11 protein-coding genes and 2 pseudogenes are annotated in these 18,620 nt (G+C 47.1%); 6 read left to right on the forward strand and 7 right to left on the reverse strand.

The annotated features are described in order from the left end of the window. Positions 1-129: 129 nt before the first annotated feature. Positions 130-1,777 (reverse strand): annotated as a pseudogene (locus HPS57_RS08310) (polysaccharide lyase). A 1,033-nt stretch (positions 1,778-2,810) separates the two neighbouring features. Between HPS57_RS08310 and HPS57_RS14340 the strand changes: the two are divergent. The 5 genes and pseudogenes from HPS57_RS14340 to HPS57_RS08335 form a co-directional block, all read left to right on the forward strand. Continuing rightward, a pseudogene (locus HPS57_RS14340) lies at positions 2,811-3,806 on the forward strand (polysaccharide lyase); the annotation flags it as partial. A 183-nt stretch (positions 3,807-3,989) separates the two neighbouring features. Continuing rightward, a complete protein-coding gene (locus HPS57_RS08320) occupies positions 3,990-4,868 on the forward strand; it encodes a sugar phosphate isomerase/epimerase family protein (protein ID WP_172182059.1) in 879 nt (292 codons plus the stop codon). 214 nt (positions 4,869-5,082) lie between these two features. Continuing rightward, positions 5,083-6,579, forward strand: coding sequence for a DUF4992 family lipoprotein (locus tag HPS57_RS08325; RefSeq protein ID WP_172182065.1), 1,497 nt, complete (start codon positions 5,083-5,085; stop codon positions 6,577-6,579). 25 nt (positions 6,580-6,604) lie between these two features. Further along, positions 6,605-9,925 (forward strand): SusC/RagA family TonB-linked outer membrane protein, encoded by a 3,321-nt coding sequence (locus HPS57_RS08330; protein WP_172182068.1) that lies wholly within the window; start codon positions 6,605-6,607, stop codon positions 9,923-9,925. Between the two features lie 38 nt (positions 9,926-9,963). Then, positions 9,964-12,168 (forward strand): RagB/SusD family nutrient uptake outer membrane protein, encoded by a 2,205-nt coding sequence (locus HPS57_RS08335; RefSeq protein WP_172182071.1) that lies wholly within the window; start codon positions 9,964-9,966, stop codon positions 12,166-12,168. A 141-nt stretch (positions 12,169-12,309) separates the two neighbouring features. On the opposite strand, the gene HPS57_RS08340 is transcribed toward HPS57_RS08335, so the two are convergent. The 3 genes from HPS57_RS08340 to HPS57_RS08350 form a co-directional block, all read right to left on the reverse strand. Beyond that, a complete protein-coding gene (locus tag HPS57_RS08340; protein WP_172182398.1) occupies positions 12,310-13,953 on the reverse strand; it encodes an ABC transporter ATP-binding protein in 1,644 nt (547 codons plus the stop codon). Between the two features lie 128 nt (positions 13,954-14,081). Further along, positions 14,082-15,182 (reverse strand): PDDEXK nuclease domain-containing protein, encoded by a 1,101-nt coding sequence (locus HPS57_RS08345; protein ID WP_172182073.1) that lies wholly within the window; start codon positions 15,180-15,182, stop codon positions 14,082-14,084. Between the two features lie 48 nt (positions 15,183-15,230). Beyond that, the gene (locus HPS57_RS08350; protein ID WP_172182076.1) at positions 15,231-16,127 is read right to left on the reverse strand and encodes an NAD kinase; all 897 of its coding nucleotides are present in this window, start codon (positions 16,125-16,127) and stop codon (positions 15,231-15,233) included. A gap of 91 nt (positions 16,128-16,218) precedes the next feature. Between HPS57_RS08350 and HPS57_RS08355 the strand changes: the two genes are divergently transcribed. Further along, positions 16,219-16,794 (forward strand): DJ-1 family glyoxalase III, encoded by a 576-nt coding sequence (locus HPS57_RS08355; RefSeq protein WP_172182080.1) that lies wholly within the window; start codon positions 16,219-16,221, stop codon positions 16,792-16,794. Between the two features lie 143 nt (positions 16,795-16,937). On the opposite strand, the gene HPS57_RS08360 is transcribed toward HPS57_RS08355, so the two are convergent. From HPS57_RS08360 to HPS57_RS08370, 3 genes are all read right to left on the reverse strand, one after another. Then, the gene (locus HPS57_RS08360; RefSeq protein ID WP_172182083.1) at positions 16,938-17,450 is read right to left on the reverse strand and encodes a hypothetical protein; all 513 of its coding nucleotides are present in this window, start codon (positions 17,448-17,450) and stop codon (positions 16,938-16,940) included. A 9-nt stretch (positions 17,451-17,459) separates the two neighbouring features. Continuing rightward, on the reverse strand, positions 17,460-18,092 hold the full coding sequence (locus tag HPS57_RS08365; RefSeq protein ID WP_172182085.1) for a hypothetical protein: 633 nt from the start codon (positions 18,090-18,092) through the stop codon (positions 17,460-17,462). Between the two features lie 85 nt (positions 18,093-18,177). Then, positions 18,178-18,552: a hypothetical protein gene (locus HPS57_RS08370; RefSeq protein ID WP_172182088.1), complete on the reverse strand. Its 375-nt coding sequence runs from the start codon at positions 18,550-18,552 to the stop codon at positions 18,178-18,180. Positions 18,553-18,620: the final 68 nt, after the last annotated feature.

Below are 18,620 nucleotides of genomic sequence, written 5' to 3' on the forward strand. Positions count from 1 at the left end.
AGACGAGCGCAGGTTTATTGGCAAGCGAACATCTGCCAGCGGCAATCTGCGGAATCAGCGCGAGCACATGTGCCACCCCGCAGGAGTAAAGACTCTGTATTATCGCAGAGCTTCCCCCGCCTTCACCCCTTACTTCTTGAAGTACTCGAGGTCGTTGATGTAAAGCTCTATGTTCATATATCCGCTTTCCGCCAGCTTTGTTGCATCGGAAGCGTCGTTAGGGTTAAGCCCGTGAGCCTTCTCCCAATCGTCCGGCATGCCGTCCCGGTCAGAATCCACACGCGGCGTTCCCTTGTATTCCGGAAGCCCTCCCATCTGGTCAGGGTGTGTTATGATACCCATCTTGTACGAGTCGGCAGGCAGCCTGCGCTTGACGTAAGGGCTTGTGAACGGCTTCGCCTTCTTTGTGTAGTCAAACTTTCCGGTCCTCACGCTCCGTATGACCTTCTCGTCCACGGCGTCACGCTTAGGCAGCGTCGCCCCCACATTTGCGAGTACATATTCGTACGCCTCATGCGCGGTCATCACATTCTTAGGCTCTTTATATTTAAAAGGTGCGTCCGCCTTGAGCAAGGAGCGTATCTTAGCGTTGTCCCCCATTCCTTTCGGCTGCACTCCTCCGTTCCAGTTGTCGGCGGAGACCTCCGGGTATCCCTCTACGAAATTTCCGCAGACATATGCCTTTCCCCACTTGTCCTGCGTCTCCTTCGAGCGTCCGTGCTCCGGCTTGAGTATTCTGTAGCATATCTCCTTGCTGATGTTGTATCCTGTCACAGGCCCCGGCTTGTAGTAGTTGTTTATGATGTTGTACAGCGATGTGTTGTCGCCTCCGTCAACAGAGCGGTTCCACCAGTTGAATATGACATTGTTGACAAGGTTGAAGTCCCCGTTCATCGCGATAGAAGGGTTTCTTGAAATGTTGTTTGCGAAGAGGTTGCGTGTGAAGAGTGAGTTGTATCCACCTATAGAAGCTCCGAAGGCATGGTTGTATAGGTCGAGTCCGTGCGCGAAGATGCAGTCCTGTATGGTGATGTTTACCGTTGCGAGCTTGTCCTGCTTCCCGTTGTGCTTCGCGTACACATGGCGGTACATGGACATGACCTCGTCAAGACCCCAAGACGCGGAGCNAGTGGTCGTAGATGATGTTTCCGATACCGTTTCCTCCGCAGGCGTCATCTCTGTGTGCCACGTCCAGCGCCCCTCTGCGGAAGCGCATGAAGCGGACAATGACATCGTGGGTGTCCACTGCCATTGTCTCACCGGTAACGATAATACCATCGCCCGGAGCGGTCTGTCCTGCGATAGTTATATATGGTGCAACAATGTTGATTGGGCGCTTCAGTTTTATCTCACCTGCGACATTGAACACAACGACACGTGGTCCACCTGCCTCACAAGCCTCACGCAGGGTGCCGGGGCCGGAGTCAGCAAGCGATGTTACGACATAAACCTTGCTTTCCACAGGGACACCGAGATAGTTGACACCACGTCCTCCGAAAGAGTACATGCCGCCGCCTTCCGCACCAGGGAATGCAGGGATAGCAGCCTGTTTGAGGTCGGACGGGTCATTAGCCTGTGGCACGAAAGGTTTTCCAATGAAGATTCCCTCCATGACCTTTGGCGTAGCTTTCGCCCATGCCGCCTCATTAAGGGCGTCCCACTGAGCCTCTTCTTGTGCTCCGCGTGCTTTCACGGAGTCCGGGATTGTTGGATACTGTGCATTAGCAATGCCAAAAGTAAAGACGGAAACGTTCATCAGAACTGCCGTCCTTAGCATTTTTCTTCCTTTTACAATAATGTTCATTACGTTTTGTTTTACCATAAAGGGGCGTGGACTTAACCACGCCCGGCAATGTGACAAATGATTTTCAGGTTAGTTTGATATTTCTTTTGCAAAGATACAACATTTAACTGAAAACTACAAATTTTATGTGCGTTTTTTATAAAAATCACTGTAAAATCAAAAAAAATGCAGATTAAGGGAGCAAGTGCAAACTTGCGAAAAGTGCTTTGAAAAGTTTGAGTTTGTGGTAATAAGTCATGCCAGGCTCTTTATTTTTCTGTTGATTCTTTTTAAATTCCGTATGCAAGTGCAGTACTTCATCTCCCGTTCTCCCGCCTTAAAGCGCACAGGGAAACGGGAGATGAAGTACTGCACTTGCATATGGAATTTAGTGTTTTCTCCCATTTTCATTTGCTGGCATCCGGTCAAAACAAGCATACTATCGTATTCTGGAATTCATTTTGATAAAATTCTGCTTGATAGTATGTTTTAATGTGGCTTCAATGGAAAAATAAGAAAACTCACGGTATTTTCGCGCTCTGAGAATTGTTTGTAGATTTTTTGAAAGGAAAAAATCCGAAAATCATAAGGAATTTGTGGACTGGCTTATTGTGTTGCAAATCAGTAAGATATATGTAGTTGTGTGCTCTTGTGTATCAAAATGCCCTGCATTTTATTATCTTTTATTGCGAAAATGATGCCATTTTGCGGTGGTATTCGTTACCTTTCAGGTAGGAAAAGGTATCCTTTGACAGTGAAAAAGGTTACCTTTGGCATTATGGAAAGATATTTTTGCCGGTACGAAGCATGATTTTTCACTAAAAAAAGACTTGTTTTACACATTATGATAAATAGAACATAAGAAAACTCATGTGGATTTTTGCATGGAAATCAGCCTTTATCTATAATGACATTATTGTTAAATTCTTTGAGGATGTAATGTTTAATGGGTATAAAAAAGTCTAAATAATGTTTTAAATGTGGCGCTTTCCCATGCAAAAGGTAACCTTTTGCATGGGAAAGCGGCTCCGCGTCTTGGGGTCTTGACGAGGTCATGTCCATGTACCGCCATGTGTACGCGAAGCACAACGGGAAGCAGGACAAGCTCGCAACGGTAAACATCACCATACAGGACTGCATCTTCGCGCACGGACTCGACCTATACAACCATGCCTTCGGAGCTTCTATAGGTGGATACAACTCACTCTTCACACGCAACCTCTTCGCAAACAACATTTCAAGAAACCCTTCTATCGCGATGAACGGGGACTTCAACCTTGTCAACAATGTCATATTCAACTGGTGGAACCGCTCTGTTGACGGAGGCGACAACACATCGCTGTACAACATCATAAACAACTACTACAAGCCGGGGCCTGTGACAGGATACAACATCAGCAAGGAGATATGCTACAGAATACTCAAGCCGGAGCACGGACGCTCGAAGGAGACGCAGGACAAGTGGGGAAAGGCATATGTCTGCGGAAATTTCGTAGAGGGATACCCGGAGGTCTCCGCCGACAACTGGAACGGAGGAGTGCAGCCGAAAGGAATGGGGGACAACGCTAAGATACGCTCCTTGCTCAAGGNGGACGCACCTTTTAAATATAAAGAGCCTAAGAATGTGATGACCGCGCATGAGGCGTACGAATATGTACTCGCAAATGTGGGGGCGACGCTGCCTAAGCGTGACGCCGTGGACGAGAAGGTCATACGGAGCGTGAGGACCGGAAAGTTTGACTACACAAAGAAGGCGAAGCCGTTCACAAGCCCTTACGTCAAGCGCAGGCTGCCTGCCGACTCGTACAAGATGGGTATCATAACACACCCTGACCAGATGGGAGGGCTTCCGGAATACAAGGGAACGCCGCGTGTGGATTCTGACCGGGACGGCATGCCGGACGATTGGGAGAAGGCTCACGGGCTTAACCCTAACGACGCTTCCGATGCAACAAAGCTGGCGGAAAGCGGATATATGAACATAGAGCTTTACATCAACGACCTCGAGTACTTCAAGAAGTAAGGGGTGAAGGCGGGGGAAGCTCTGCGATAATACAGAGTCTTTACTCCTGCGGGGTGGCACATGTGCTCGCGCTGATTCCGCAGATTGCCGCTGGCAGATGTTCGCTTGCCAATAAACCTGCGCTCGTCTGCGCAATCTGCGTGAAGACCTTTCAAAAAAAACTTAGACAAATCATACAGACTGATGAAACTTAAAACACGTATATTGGCGCTGTGCCTCATGTCGCTACATTTCCTTCCATCATCCGCACAGATCGAGGGGGTGAGCTGCTGTGACTGGATGATGCTCAAACGCCAGAAGCTGGGGGCAATAACACTGTCAAAGGACATTCATGCCGACGGCCTTGAGATGGATATGGGACCGCTCGGGAAACGGGTGCTGTTCGAGAACAGGTTCCGTACCGACCCTTCCGATGTCGCGAAGTTCAAAGGAACTGCGGATTCCCTGGGTATCAGGGTATCATCCTTTGCGATGTCCGGGTTCTTCGCGCAGAGCTTCCTCAAAAGGGATAACTACAAGGCTCTCATAGAGGACTGCCTGAACACAATGGAGCTTTTCGGCGCGAAGACGGCATTCCTGCCGCTCGGAGGCTCAGGGAGGGAATGGCAAACTGGAAAGGGCGAGGCTTACGAGACTCTCTGCAAGCGTCTCCATGAGGTTGGCGAGATGGCTGCCAGGCGAGGGCTTGTAATCGGCGTGCGCACGGCAATGCCTGCCAAGTTCGGCGTCAGGATGCTCAAGAAGGTGGACAGCAAGGGCGTGAAGATCTACTACAATGTGCAGGATGCCTGCGACAACGGCTGGGACATTGCCAAGGAACTGAAGCAGCTTGGAAAGGAGCGCATCGCACAGATTCATGTCTCAAACACCGACAGCGTGACACTGCGCCATGACCCGGAAGTGAATCTTCCTGAAATAGTGACAGTACTGAACAAGATCGGCTACCGTGGCTGGCTCACAGTTGAACGCTCCCGCAATGCCAAGGATGTCCGCAATGTCCGCGGCAACTACGGCGACAATGTGGCGTATATAAAGGAGGTGATCGCCAATACGCGCAAGTAGCTCCATGGCATCCGGCAGGAATGCACGGGGACAAGGACACAACGCATGCAGGACATGCCCGCCGCAGAAACCTGATTGCCCGAATAACAGATTAATCAATAACAATAAATTCATAATCTAACAAACAAAAACCTATGAAAAAGATGGCATACGATGCCATCCATTACCTATCAAACAGACTAAAAACAACAGTAATAATTAAATTAATAGTATTATGAGACAAAACAATTTGTTTTTGCGGGGAAAGACCCTTGTTTTCCCCACACTATGCATTGGAATCATGACACTTGCTTCTTGCGCCGATGTCTATGACGGTGACGAAGTTTATTCGTCTGATGTGAGAAATGAGACTATGGTTTCTCCTGATGCAGCAAAAATCACTGTTACAGCAAGTACTGACGGTACACAGCAGACTATCGCATGGCCAGTCGTATATGGGGCCGGTGGCTATGAACTGATTGTCACTGATGTGACAGACCCAGGAAACACCATTGAGATTATGAACAAGAACGTTGACGGATGTTCTGTTACTTTGGCACGCGATGAAGACAGAAACTATACTTTATCTCTCAGAACATTGGGTGACAAAGAACTGAACAACAAGGATGCTGAGACAGCCGCAACACTGCAATTTACAACTTTCCTGCCATCAGTGGGAACTATCCCTGCAGGCTCAGATATAGCGGACTATTTCGCTGAAAACTCTATCCCAGAGTCAGCTGCAACTGAAATGGTATGTTATGACCTCGTTCCCGGCGGTATGTATACGCTTAACAGGCTTGTTGAATTCGCCAATAAAAAAGTGACAATCCGAACTGCTTCTGCCAATAAGGCAACTGTTGTATATGGAGCTGAAGGAAAAATCACAACTTATACAGGATGTACTCTCAAAAACCTTAACATCGATTGTTCCGCACAGACATCAAGCACAGCATCTGTCATACAACTCAGCGAAACTCCTGATGAGTCTATCAAGGGCATACAGAAAGAGGGAGAGTATAAGAGCACATACTATGATATCCAAGACAACATCGTTCTTCAGGGACTTAACATACAGGGACTGCCCGGATATATCTTCTTTGATGGCAATAAAGTCGCTTATGGATTGCGTGCCCTTACTGTGAAGGATTGTGTTATAGAACTTGTAACATCGTCAGAGCATAGCGTTAAGGAAAATGCACTGATAAACTCCTACAAGGGCTTTATCAAGGATTTCTCTATGATGAACACTACAATATGGACAAATCCAACAACAGCCAAGGGCAAGGCAAAGTTCATGATTCGTTATAACAACAGCGGACGTCCTGATCGCTATGGCTATGCAAAGGCATCTGTAAACTTCAGCAACAGCACATTCTACAATGTCTGCAAAGGTGGTCAGTGGGCTAACTATGATGGTATCGGAAATGCTCATAAGTGGGCCGTGTTCAATATGCAGTCATGCATATTCCTTGACTGCGGAAATAAAGATGTCGCTCGTCGCTTTATCAGAAACAAACCGGATGCGGCTGATGACATTACATTCAAGAACAATACTTATATGTACGAAGGCGATTTTGAAAATGATGAGTATGACACTTCCGGAACTGCGATAAAATCAGACCCACAGTTCGAGAATGCTGCGAGTGGCAACTTCAAAGTAAACGGCTCAGAGCAGTTGGCAAAGAGAACAGGTGACCCACGCTGGCTGCCGGAAGTTGAAGCAGAATAACTTTAATAACCGAAAACAATAATATATGAAAAAGAAGATTATAATCAGTTTGTGTGCAGGTGCGATGACAATGCTGTCATCGCCAGCCCTTGCACAGAACCAAATGATCAAAGGCACCGTTGTTGACGAGACTGGTGAGCCTATCATTGGTGCTACTGTAAAGGTTGCCGGAAAGTCCGGCACAGGAGCTGGCACAATTACAGATATAGACGGTAATTACTCAATTTCCGTGCCTAAGGGCGGAAAGGTGGTAATCACTTATATTGGTTATCTTCCGTTAACTACTGCTCCCGGCGGAAAGGTTGCCTTGCAGGAAGACAGGCAAAGTTTGGAAGAAGTTGTGGTAGTAGGTTACGGTGCACAGAAGATGAAGAATGTGACAGGTGCAATCGAAACCATCAATCCTAAGGAAATTCAGGATCTTTCAGTCGGCAGCCTTGGTGATGCTCTTGCCGGACAGTTCAATGGTGTTAGTGTGAGCCAGGCCGGCGGACGTCCGGGAGACACTCCAAGTCTGCAGATTCGCCAGAGTTCTGTGAACACATCCGTTACACCTGATGCATCGCGTGGTGGTGACGCAAACCCTTCACCATTGTATGTCATTGATGGATTCATCTCTACCGAGGACGCCTTCAATAACCTTGATGTTTCAGAGGTAGAGAGCATCTCTGTGCTGAAGGACGCTTCTGCTGCGATTTATGGTGCCCGTGCTGCATACGGTGTGATTCTTGTCAAGACAAAGCAGGGCAGCGTGAATGCTCCAAAGATTTCTTACTCAGGACAGCTCGGTTGGACAGACGCCCTCTATACTCCTAAAATGCTCAGCTCGTACGATTATGCTCGTGTGTACAACACAATGCGTGCTGCCAATACATCAACACAGGACAATATAGAAATGCGCACTCAGTTGTTCCAGCTTGACGAAATGGAGGCTATAAGAGGTTTGAACTACGACTTGCTTAAACAGAATTGGAGCGCTGCACTCACACATCGCCACAACATCAACCTTAACGGTGGTACAGACAAAGCTACATATTTCGCAAGTGTCAGCTATTTCAATCAGGAGGGCAACATTGGTCGTCTTGACTATGACCGCTGGAATTACCGTGCCGGTGTGAATGGAAAGATTGGCAAGTATGTCAAGACAACAATTCAAGTCAGCGGTGACTACGGAACACGTGTGACAGCGAATGCTCCATCCGGTGGTGGCAACAATTATGACTATCGTTGGAACGCCACACATTTGCCGTTTGTTCCAACAATGGTTAACGGCTATCCAATCATCTACTCCGGTATGGAGAATGTGGTACAGACGAGCGAACGTAATCTTTACAACTATGATGCTGTGCAGAACTCTTCTGATAATGTGAAGACACGCAGCTCAAACATGAATATCAATGGAGCACTTGAATTTGATTTGGGTTGGATAAAACCTTTGAAAGGGTTGACTGCCAAGTTCTCTTACTCAAAGACGATATCAAACAGCAAAGTGAACACCATAAGTACAGACATTGCAGTGTACAGGTTACTGCAGCGTACCGGTTCAGGAAATCACCTCTATACTACGGTTGATGGCGTAGACCCTATATATGATTCAAGCACCCTTGGCATTCAGCGCATAACTGATGCTGACGGAGGATACTTGAGACGCAGCATGGATGAAAGTGAACGCTATCAGATGAACTTCACCCTTCAGTATGCTCGTCAATTCGGCAAACATGATGTAAGTGCTCTCTTCTCCGTAGAAAAGAGCGAATCTGAGGGTGAGAACTTGTGGGGCAACATCACTGATCTTATCCCATACCAGGATGGACAGTCTTCTTCCGGAGCCGGTGACCAAACAACAGCTTTCGGACGCTCAGAAAGTGCTATGCTGTCGTATATCGGACGTTTCAATTACGCTTATGCAGGAAAGTACCTCTTCGAATTCCTTATGCGTACTGATGCTTCAACAAAGTTCCACCCTGACAACTATTGGGGATATTTCCCTTCTATTTCTGCAGGTTGGGTTGTATCTGAGGAGAAATGGTTCAAGGAAAAAGTATCATGGATGGATTTCTTGAAAATCCGAGCTTCCTGGGGTATGATGGGACGCGACAATATCAAGGCGTGGCTTTGGGCGCAGCTCTATAACCGTGAACCTGACAAGGGTGCCATCTTTGGTACAAACGGACAAACATCAAATGTGGGTTATGGTCTTACAATGCCAAAGGCAGGCGTCAACCCTGATGTCCACTGGGATACAACATACAAGACAAATATCGGTGTAGATATGCGATTCCTTGACGGACGTCTTTCAGCCGGCATTAACTACTACTATGACCGTGGACGCGACCTCTTCGCAACACGCACCGGTACATCTGAATATCCTACAACAGTCGGAACACAGGCTACTCCAGAGAATTATGGACAGGTAGACTCATGGGGTTGGGAACTCTCTCTTGGCTGGCGCGATAAGATAGGAAAGGACATTACCTATTGGGCAAAAATCAATACAGGATACTCTGACAACAAAGTGCTTGCAACAAACTTCCCTGCTGTTCCAGAATACGATGATGTTGTTTATGGACAGCGTGCAGACCGCGGTGTATGGGGATTGAAGTGCATCGGTATGTTCCGCAGCTATCAGCAGATTGAGGAGTACTTTGACAAGTATCACATCACCGACTACCTTGGCAAGACCAAGGCAGATGTCCATCCAGGTATGCTCATCTATGAGGATGTGAGAGGTACAAATAACGGTGACGGAACCTACGGACCTGCTGACGGAAAGATAGACAAGAATGACTATATCCGTCTGTCAGAGCATTCAAGCAACCCTTACGGATTCACACTCAACTTTGGCGGCAGCTGGAAGAGCCTGTCACTGACAGCACAACTGGCAGCATCTTGGGGAGCAAAGACACTTGTTTCTACAGATTTCCGAAAGGCTGGTAATGACAACTACGGAACTTATGAATATGTGAACCTTCCTTCTGCATTCAGCGACATGTTCTGCTATGAGGATATTTACGATGCTTCAGGAAACCTTATTGTTGCGGCCAACCGTACAGCAATGTTCCCAAACATGAACTCTTCGTATGCTTCAATTAACACACAGAATTCCTCATTCTGGCTGATGAGTGCAGCGCAGGTGAGTCTGAGAAACATTACACTCGCATGGGCAATGCCAAGCAAGTGGATAAAGTCTATCGGATTGAGCTCTGTACGTTGGAATGTGACTGTGCAGAATGCAATCAACTTTATTAACAACTATCCTGACAAGAGCTGGGCTTCCTATGCCGGCGGATATGCCACATATCCTAACCTGCGCAAGGTTACAGTCGGTGTGAATGTTTCATTCTAAGTTTGTACAGGAAAAAGAAATATTAATAGCATAAGATTATGAAATCAATTAAATTATTCATAGCATGCACTGCAGTTTGCATTGGATTTTCTTCTTGTAGTGATGATTTCCTTGAGGAAAAGAAAAACTATGGGAACTTCGACAAGGATAAAGTGTATGATAATATAATAGCTGCAAGGGAACGTGTTGACAACATCTATTTTCAGATGCTGCCAAACGGTTCCAAATTTGATGGCAATGGCATTGGCAACATCAACGATGTGACATCAGTGGGCACTCCGGACAAGTGGTCGAAGAGTACAGAGGAGTATGGTGGATTCTCATCATGGGTAGACCCTAATGTCATTCTTACATACGATAACAGTGATTTGTATGACTATTTCTATGTAGCTAACGATGTTTATTCTCCATGGGGACATATACGCCAGTGTAACGATGTCATAGAAGGTGTGTCAGCTTCCAATGGCATTAGTCCGGAGGACAAGGACAAACTCCTGGGGCAGGCTTATTTCTTCCGCGGGTATCAGTACTACCTTATGTGGAAACTTTATGGCGGTGTATGTCTCATTGACCATGTACAGAACCCTGTAGGTGGTTCGAATCTTATCGTTCCACGTGCTACAACAAAAGAAACTCTTGACTTTATCGTCAAAGATTTCGAACGCGCAGCTGAAATGTTGCCGGCACGTTGGGTGGATGAGGCAAACGATTTCGGACGCATAACATCCGGTCTCGCTCTCGCAATGAAGGCAAAAGCACTTCTTTTCTACGCTTCTCCATTGTTCAACCGTTCTGACGACAAGGCGCGTTGGGAGGCTGCTTATGAGGCTGGAAAAGCTGCATTGGAAAAACTCAAAGAAGGTAATTTCGGACTCACTTACGAAGCTAATGGCGGTGAGAAGAATGCAGCAAACTGGGCAAAGACATGGATGAACTATATTGGTAGTGATGGCAGCGTCTCCGAAGCTGTGTTTGTCACCCTCCATAATACAAAGGACAATGTCTCCGGACAGCCAAACTACGGAAAGTATAATAACTGGGAACATAACATTCGCCCAACCAACACTAATGGTGGCGGTGGCTATGCTCCAACAGCAGAAATGATTGACCTTTTCCCTATGGCTGACGGTTTGCAGCCGAGCAAGAGCTCCATTAATTATGACAAGTTGAATTTCTGGCTTAACCGTGACCCGCGTTTCTATCGCACATTCGCATTCCCAGGAGTAGAATGGCAATTTAACGAGAACGGTGTTGCTCTGAATGGTGACGACCTTAAATCAATTGTTCCTGGAGACAAGTATCCTACAGGTAACAAGTACCAGCTCTGGAGCTATACATGGTACGACAATGATGGTGACAAGGAAAGCCTTTCTGCAAGCGGCTACTCTCCAGACCTCCTGAAGACAAGAAATACTGCAATCTATGTGCGCAAGCGTTCTGATGACTACCATCTGAACAACACACAGTTCTACGTGTTCTCTTCTTCTTCAACAAATCCTAAGGGATTCCAGAAATGTGCAGCACCTCTTATAACAATGCGTTTCACAGAGGTTCTCATCAACTTTGCTGAAGCAGCTGCCGGAGCTGGCAAACTCAATGATGCTGTTGAGGCGCTTAGAGATGTTCGCAGACGTGTTGGTTATACAGGCGACTGTGGTATTACAGCCAGTGACCGTGCCGGTCTTCTTGCAGCAGCTCTTTACGAGCGTCAGATAGAACTCGCTTACGAAGGCAAGCGCTTCGACGATATGCGCCGTTGGATGCTCTTCGACGGAGGTGTGGGTCAGGAGGCTATCAAGTCATCTTGGAAACTTACAGGTTTTGGTGGCAACACTTGCAATTTCCTTGGTGTGAAACCTCTTAACGGAACAAAGCGTCATGGTATTATTATCTATTGCAAGACAACTGCAACTAAGGATGATGCAAGCGATCCACATGCAACAGACCGCCCGACAGCTCTTACACTTGACGAGGATATGTCATACACTAATGGCGTATATGCCGATGCTAAGGTGCAGGCAATGGCGGAGTACTGGCAGCAGAATTTCCAGCGCAAGGATAATAACCTTGACGGTAATGATGATGCATTCACTATCAATTTCCGTCCGGAATATTATTTCTTCGGATTAAAGAGAAACTGTATGCAAACCAACGTTACACTGCATCAGACTGTTGGATGGCACGATTTGAGCCGCAACGCTGACGGTCTGTTTGACCCTCTCTCTGACAATGCACCAGAGTAATTATTAAGACTTAATAAAAACAATAGGAACTATGCGAACTTTGCATGGTTCCTATTGTTTTTTTCGGTATGACATTAATGATGGAGCCACTTATAGCTCTCAAGTTCCAATTGGCAGATTTACAAAACATTTCTTGTTGGCTTAGCAAATGTGTTTTTCGAGCTTAAGCACATCATCGCAATAATCACACACTGCCATCCTATGGGTTATGAAAATCAGGGTTTTATCACTCATGGCACGGATATTCTCCAGCAAGCGGCGCTCTGTCTCCGGATCAAGGGCGGAAGTTGCCTCGTCGAAAAGCATAATGGGACGGTCGCGGAGCAATGCACGTGCAATGGCAATACGCTGCGCCTGACCTTCAGACAGCCCTCCACCGTGTTCGGAGCAAAGGGTTTCCATGCCGTCCTCCATTTCAAAAACAAACTCGCAGCAGCTTTTCCGCAATGCCTCACGGAGTTCTTCATCGGTGGCATCGGGCTTTCCGAGCAGAAGGTTTTCGCGGACTGTGCCACTCATCAATGTGTTGCCCTGAGGGACATAGACAAAATTGCATCTGTGGAGGTTTGTGAGTTCCAGCCTTGTCTCTCCTATCGCCACCCTGCCCTCCGTAGGGCGGAGAAGTGCAAGCATAAGGCGGACGAGGGTTGTCTTTCCGGCTCCTGTCTCGCCAATCACCGCTGTGGAAGTCCCGGGGCGGAACGTATGGGAGAAATTCTTGAATACATCGCGTCCGCCGGGCTCATATCGGAATGTCACTCCCACAAACTCCACACCGCAAGGGGCATGAAGCACTTCAGGCACTCCTGCTGTCTCTTCCGGCACAGCCTCCAGTTCCATCAGGCGTTCCGCAGCCGTCAGCACACCGACGGTCTGTGGCACAAGGCGCGCAAGATTGCGAGCAGGCGACTGGATTTTGTTGACAAGCTGGAGAAAGGCTGTCATGCCGCCAAATGTCAGTGTGCCGATTGAAAGGCGCAGCGCACTCCACCCGAACGCCACAAGATAGCTCGCCGCAAAACCGAGGTTCACGGTGAGATTGGACAGGACAGAGAACCATGTCCTCCGCACCACATTGCGGCGCAATCCTGCATGCGCCTCCGACAACCGCCCAAGCATCAGCCCGCTGCTCTCCAATGTCTTTATCACCAGCATGTTCTGCACAATCTCCTGCATCACCGACTGTATTCCTGAATCAGAATCGCGCACATCACGGTTCAGACGGCGCATCTTCCTGACATACACCCTGCTCAGGATAACGCAGACAGGCACAATGATGACCGTGACAAGCGCCAGCGTCCTATCCATGGAAAAAAGATAGCAGAAAGCTCCTACAAAAAGAAGCAGTGTCGACAGCGCACCGGGAATAGTCTCCGTCAGGAACACCACAACCGCCGTGACATCACCTTCAAGGCGGTTAAGCACATCGCCGCTATGGTGTGCGCCCTTCCCCTGCCATTCGGAGCGCAGGACACGTTCAAGCATCTGTCTCTGCATCCTGTTCTGTGCACGCACGCCAAGGATGCTCCTCACCCACGTCCCGGCTATTCCAAGCGCAAAATCCGCAAGGACGATGCCACCCATAAGCAGCACCGCGGTGTAAAGGCTGCCTTCCCTCGCATGCGATGCAATGTCTATCGCACGCTTCACAGCATAGACGGAGAGCAGGGACATGGCAACCTGTGCCACGCCCAAAAGCGCATTTACCGATGTCTGGAGGCGGTTGCCTTGCGCCCTGCCCCACAGCCACTTCACGATATCCCAAATGGGACGCTCTGTCTTCATATAACCTTTTGATTCCCTTCCCTGCTTTTTCAACATATTCCTACATTTACAGCAAAACATCTTAAATAATCTTTGGATTCCAATATGAAACACAGTTTCTACACTACATCATGCTTCCTAATTGTAATCTAACAGTCTGTTTGGCTATCTAATTTCGCCTCTATCTCTTTGATAGACGGCATTGTACCTTCAACCTTTTCCGGATATAGTTTTTCAAGCTCGTATTCTGATATTCCGAGTGGCTGGCTACTTGATTCAAGCGCATATTGAGCCAAAGTGTTGTTCTTTTGCTTGCAGATAAGCAGCCCTATCGTCGGATTATCGCGTCCCTCCTTACGAAGAAGGTGGTTACAAGCTACAACATAACCGCCCAACTGACCGGCATCAGCAAAGTCGAATTCTCCGATTTTCACCTCTACCACAACATAGCAAGACAATTTCAGATTGTAGAACAACAAATCAATAAACTTTTCTTTTTCAGCAATTTGCAGACGATACTCTTTGCCCACATAAGCGAACCCTGTGCCAAGCGCCAACAAGAAGTTTGTAATGTTTGTCAGCAATGTGTCTTTCAGTTTGCGCTCATTGTACTTTCCACGCAAACCTGTGAAAGAGAAGTCATAGGGATCGCGCGTCAGTTCCTGTGCCAAGTCACTGTCCGCATCAGGGAGTGTGTTCCTGAAATTTGTCAAAGCCTTTCCGCTGCGTTCATAGAGATTCGTACCCAACATGTTGAGCAACATATCCCTGCTCCAGCCATTTTCCAATGTCTGACGAACATAGAACAAGGCCTTGTCGGAATCATGCGAGCATTTGTCTATGATATAGCGGTGATGTCCCCAAGGTATTGAGAACAAGTCGGAATACAATCTTTCCACAAGTTGTGGAAGATTTGCCTTTTCGGATTCTTCCACGGCTTGTGGAAGAATTGCAATCTGCTGCTTGTAAAGGGTATAGAAACGTTTCGCATAGCGAATGGATGTCTCAGAAAGTCCTTCGACATCAGGCATTTCATGGCGCAAATCACGGCTCAGTGTGGCGTAGAACTTACTGCCATACTTATTTTCCACTTGCTTTTCCTCAATATCCTTGCCAAGTTCCCAATAATAGCCAAGCAGTTCCCTGTTCACCTTTATTGCCGCCTTGATTTGGCTGCCACGATAACGCTTCACAAGGTCATTTATCCATAAAGCGTAATCCTTGTCCAATATGCCAATTGATTTATCCATAATCATCCTACTCAGAATTTCCATAACAGCTGCACATCAAAAACTTTCTCACGAGCGGACATCGGCGCCCCACATCATCTTCGTGCGCAGAGTGTCAACATAATTGCTTGACTTGCGCTTCACAATCGCCACATCATACGCCGCACGGCGGACAGTGATGCGCGTCGTCTCGGGAAGTTTCTCCGAGCGGCCATCCACGGCAATAAGGAACTTATGCGAGCGACTCTCGACCTCCAGCTCTATCTCTGTCGACAAAGGGACGACAATCGGGCGGATGTTCAGGCTGTGTGGCGCAACAGGCGTAAGGCACATGACATCCGTCTGCGGCATGATTATCGGGCCGCCGTTCGACAATGAGTAAGCCGTCGAGCCTGTCGGTGTGGAGACTATCAGTCCGTCAGCCATATAGGTCACCAGCGGTTCGCCGCCAATCCTCGCATTAATGGTTATCATTGAGGCATTGTCCTGCTTCAGCACAGCAATGTCGTTCAGCGCATGCTCCACGGCAACCCTATGGCAGCCACCTCTTTCCACGGACAGTTCCGCCTCGATGACAGCGTGGCTTTCCGTGACAAAATCCCCGGAATAGAGCATTTCAAACGCCAGCTCCGCATCAGAAGCAGGAATATCAGCAAGATAGCCCAAACGCCCCGTGTTTATGCCAACAATGGGCACTTTGCGCTCACCAACCATGTTGGCAGCCTTAAGGAATGTGCCGTCGCCACCCATCGAAACGACAAAGTCAACATCAAAGTCCAGCTCGGTGAACGTTCCCGCCACACCGGACAGCAGACCTTGCTCCGAAACAAGGAAATCATGGAAAAGACGTTCCATGTAGACTTTCGCACCGCGCTCCTCAAGAAGCGAGAGCACACTGCGGACTGCCGAAGACTTCTTCGTCTGGTATTCATTGCCGAAAATGGCGAAACTGAGCTTTTTCTTCATTAATTGTCGCTGAAATCTTGTAAATTAACAAATTGTTTTGTATATTTGCAACTGCAAAATTAAACATTTTAATCAAGAAAAAAGAAAAACCATGGCAAAAGTTTATGAATTCATTTCCAATGGGACAGAGGAAGTCGAGGCTCTGATTCCTGTCGATGTGCTCCGAAGAGCAGGTGCCGATGTCTGCATAGTGTCAACAACGGGCGACCTTGAGGTCACCACTGCCCACAATGTCCGCATCATTACCGATGCGCTCATTGAGGACTTTGAGGGCTTCGACGATGCCGACCTCCTGATGATTCCGGGCGGTCTGCCGGGGGCGGAGAACCTCTGCAACCACCCTCTCGTGCGTGAGGCGATAAAGAAGCAGTACGACAATGGCAAACTTGTCTCTGCCATCTGTGCCGGCCCGATGATTTTCGGCTCACTCGGCATCAGCAAAGGCAAGCGCTGCACCTGCTATCCGGGCTTCGAGGACTATCTTGACGGCGCGACATACACCGCCGAACTCGTCACCGTCGATGGCAACATGGTGACAGGCGAAGGCCCAGCAGCAACATTCCCTTATGCCTTCACGCTCTGCGAACTGCTCTTCGGCAAGACTGTCTCCAAGTCCTTGCAGGACGGCATGATGTACACACATCTTATGGAAGAGGCGAGAAAGTAAGCGAAGCAAAGTAAAAAAAACAATCTAAGAAATAAAAGAAAGAGTCTTCATTCTGTAAAAGCTGTTTCTTTTATTTCTTAGATTGTTTTTTTTAGCTAAGTCAGGAAAAGAACATAGGCTGCGAAACATCTTTGCCTCATTCATCAGTTGGCATTCCCGGAAAGTGTCCGTTCAAGAATTGCCATATATTCTTCGTCCGTCGTTTCCCAAGTGGTTTTCGCAAGAGCCTTCCCTTGCCTGTCAAGGATGCAGAATGAAGATGCCCCCATCTTCTTGGTATCCACACCGAAGCGTTGCTCAATAAAATCACCAACCTTGCCCATATAATTGGTGAAATCTATCATTTTCGGTTTCTTCGGATTAATGGAGTAATACTTACAATCAAGTTTGTTCTTTTTGACAAAGCCCTCCACAATAACCTTGGGATGCCCGCAAATGACAAACAGTTCAGCGTTCTTCTTGTCCTTCAGCAACTCCAGAACATTAGGCAGCGTTTCCATTATGCATGGGCATGCGTCATGGAATACATACAACACGCGGTAGTCCGCATCAGATGACATTATCTTGTTATACAAACTGTCCGTGCTGATGTCCACAATCTGCGCGTGCAGCGTCATGGACAAAAAGAACAGGATCAGCAAATGAAAGTATCGCATAGCACTCTATTATTTTTCAAGGACAATCTGATATCCTCCATTTTCGCCCAGTGAAGAGTCAAATGCAATAGAGTCTGCCTTTATCTGGTAATAGTCATTATCCAACAGTTTATCTTTTGATATGTCGTAATCTTCACCTGTATACTGATGTATCTCCTCTAACGCAATCTCATCCTTCACCCAATAAAGGTCTTCTTCAACAAGTAACGGATAGACATAGTCCGGAGCAGGCTTGTCCAACAAAAGTTCTGCATAAACCTTATCATCCTGCGCGTCGTAGTAACCACGTGCAATGTATTCATTATCCTGAAGGGATTCTACTAACTCTATAAAGTGAGTTTCTCTCGGAAAAAGTTTGAAATCACAAATACCAAACCCCCTGCATCCACGACTTTTGCGTCCTATAGTAAGTCTCAGAATTACAATATCTGAATCTAATACCGGTTTGTCTACACTCGTCACGGTTTTGCTATATGCCATTGTCATCGCTAATGGAGTCTTGACAAATGAAACATTTTTAGCAAACTCATCCTCTGTCATACGCTTTTGTTCTTGGTTAGCCAAAGAATCATCAGAAGAGCATGACAACAGGCTTACACCCATAACTGCCGCAAAAAACATTGTTGAAATTGTTTTTTTCATTGTTGTAGTTTTTTTTTGTTAATACTATATTTATTTTCCTAATCAACAATATTGCAATTGTTAGGCCTTTTTTGATACACCTAAATCATAGTGTTATATATCCTTCAAGCGCATACTGCTCGAAAACGAAGCGGACGATGTACTCCCCCTTCATGTCCGCAGGCAACAGACAGGTTGTTTCTGAGGCAGAAACGTATTGACAGCAGATAACCTCCCCAGTTGCTGCGTCCATAACCTCAAATATACAGTCACTCGCGAATGCAGGGAAAGAAATGCTGTTTCCTTCAAGATACGCAATAGGATATTTTGCAGGTACTCGCTTAATGCCTTTCTTGTAAGTAACGTCATCATCATACGAACAAGTTAGTGGAACTTGAATCGGCATGATTGCCAGTTCTTCGCATAATGCCATTTGCGAGAACCCAACCGACATTAAAATTAATAGTAATAGTTTTTTCATAATTTTGAAATTTGTTGTACTTTTGGTTTAACGGCTGCAAAAGTACAACAAATTTCAAAAACACTGCA

This window comes from Palleniella intestinalis (assembly GCF_013166595.1).
GTDB classification, from domain to species: domain Bacteria; phylum Bacteroidota; class Bacteroidia; order Bacteroidales; family Bacteroidaceae; genus Prevotella; species Prevotella intestinalis.

What these genes read in the sequence shown, in the direction of transcription:
- HPS57_RS08320 (WP_172182059.1), top strand. Translation starts at nt 3,990, where the DNA reads ATGAAACTTAAAACACGTATATTGGCGCTGTGCCTCATGTCGCTACAT.
- HPS57_RS08325 (WP_172182065.1), top strand. Translation starts at nt 5,083, where the DNA reads ATGAGACAAAACAATTTGTTTTTGCGGGGAAAGACCCTTGTTTTCCCC.
- HPS57_RS08330 (WP_172182068.1), top strand. Translation starts at nt 6,605, where the DNA reads ATGAAAAAGAAGATTATAATCAGTTTGTGTGCAGGTGCGATGACAATG.
- HPS57_RS08335 (WP_172182071.1), top strand. Translation starts at nt 9,964, where the DNA reads ATGAAATCAATTAAATTATTCATAGCATGCACTGCAGTTTGCATTGGA.
- HPS57_RS08340 (WP_172182398.1), bottom strand. Translation starts at nt 13,953, where the DNA reads ATGAAGACAGAGCGTCCCATTTGGGATATCGTGAAGTGGCTGTGGGGC.
- HPS57_RS08345 (WP_172182073.1), bottom strand. Translation starts at nt 15,182, where the DNA reads ATGGATAAATCAATTGGCATATTGGACAAGGATTACGCTTTATGGATA.
- HPS57_RS08350 (WP_172182076.1), bottom strand. Translation starts at nt 16,127, where the DNA reads ATGAAGAAAAAGCTCAGTTTCGCCATTTTCGGCAATGAATACCAGACG.
- HPS57_RS08355 (WP_172182080.1), top strand. Translation starts at nt 16,219, where the DNA reads ATGGCAAAAGTTTATGAATTCATTTCCAATGGGACAGAGGAAGTCGAG.
- HPS57_RS08360 (WP_172182083.1), bottom strand. Translation starts at nt 17,450, where the DNA reads ATGCGATACTTTCATTTGCTGATCCTGTTCTTTTTGTCCATGACGCTG.
- HPS57_RS08365 (WP_172182085.1), bottom strand. Translation starts at nt 18,092, where the DNA reads ATGAAAAAAACAATTTCAACAATGTTTTTTGCGGCAGTTATGGGTGTA.
- HPS57_RS08370 (WP_172182088.1), bottom strand. Translation starts at nt 18,552, where the DNA reads ATGAAAAAACTATTACTATTAATTTTAATGTCGGTTGGGTTCTCGCAA.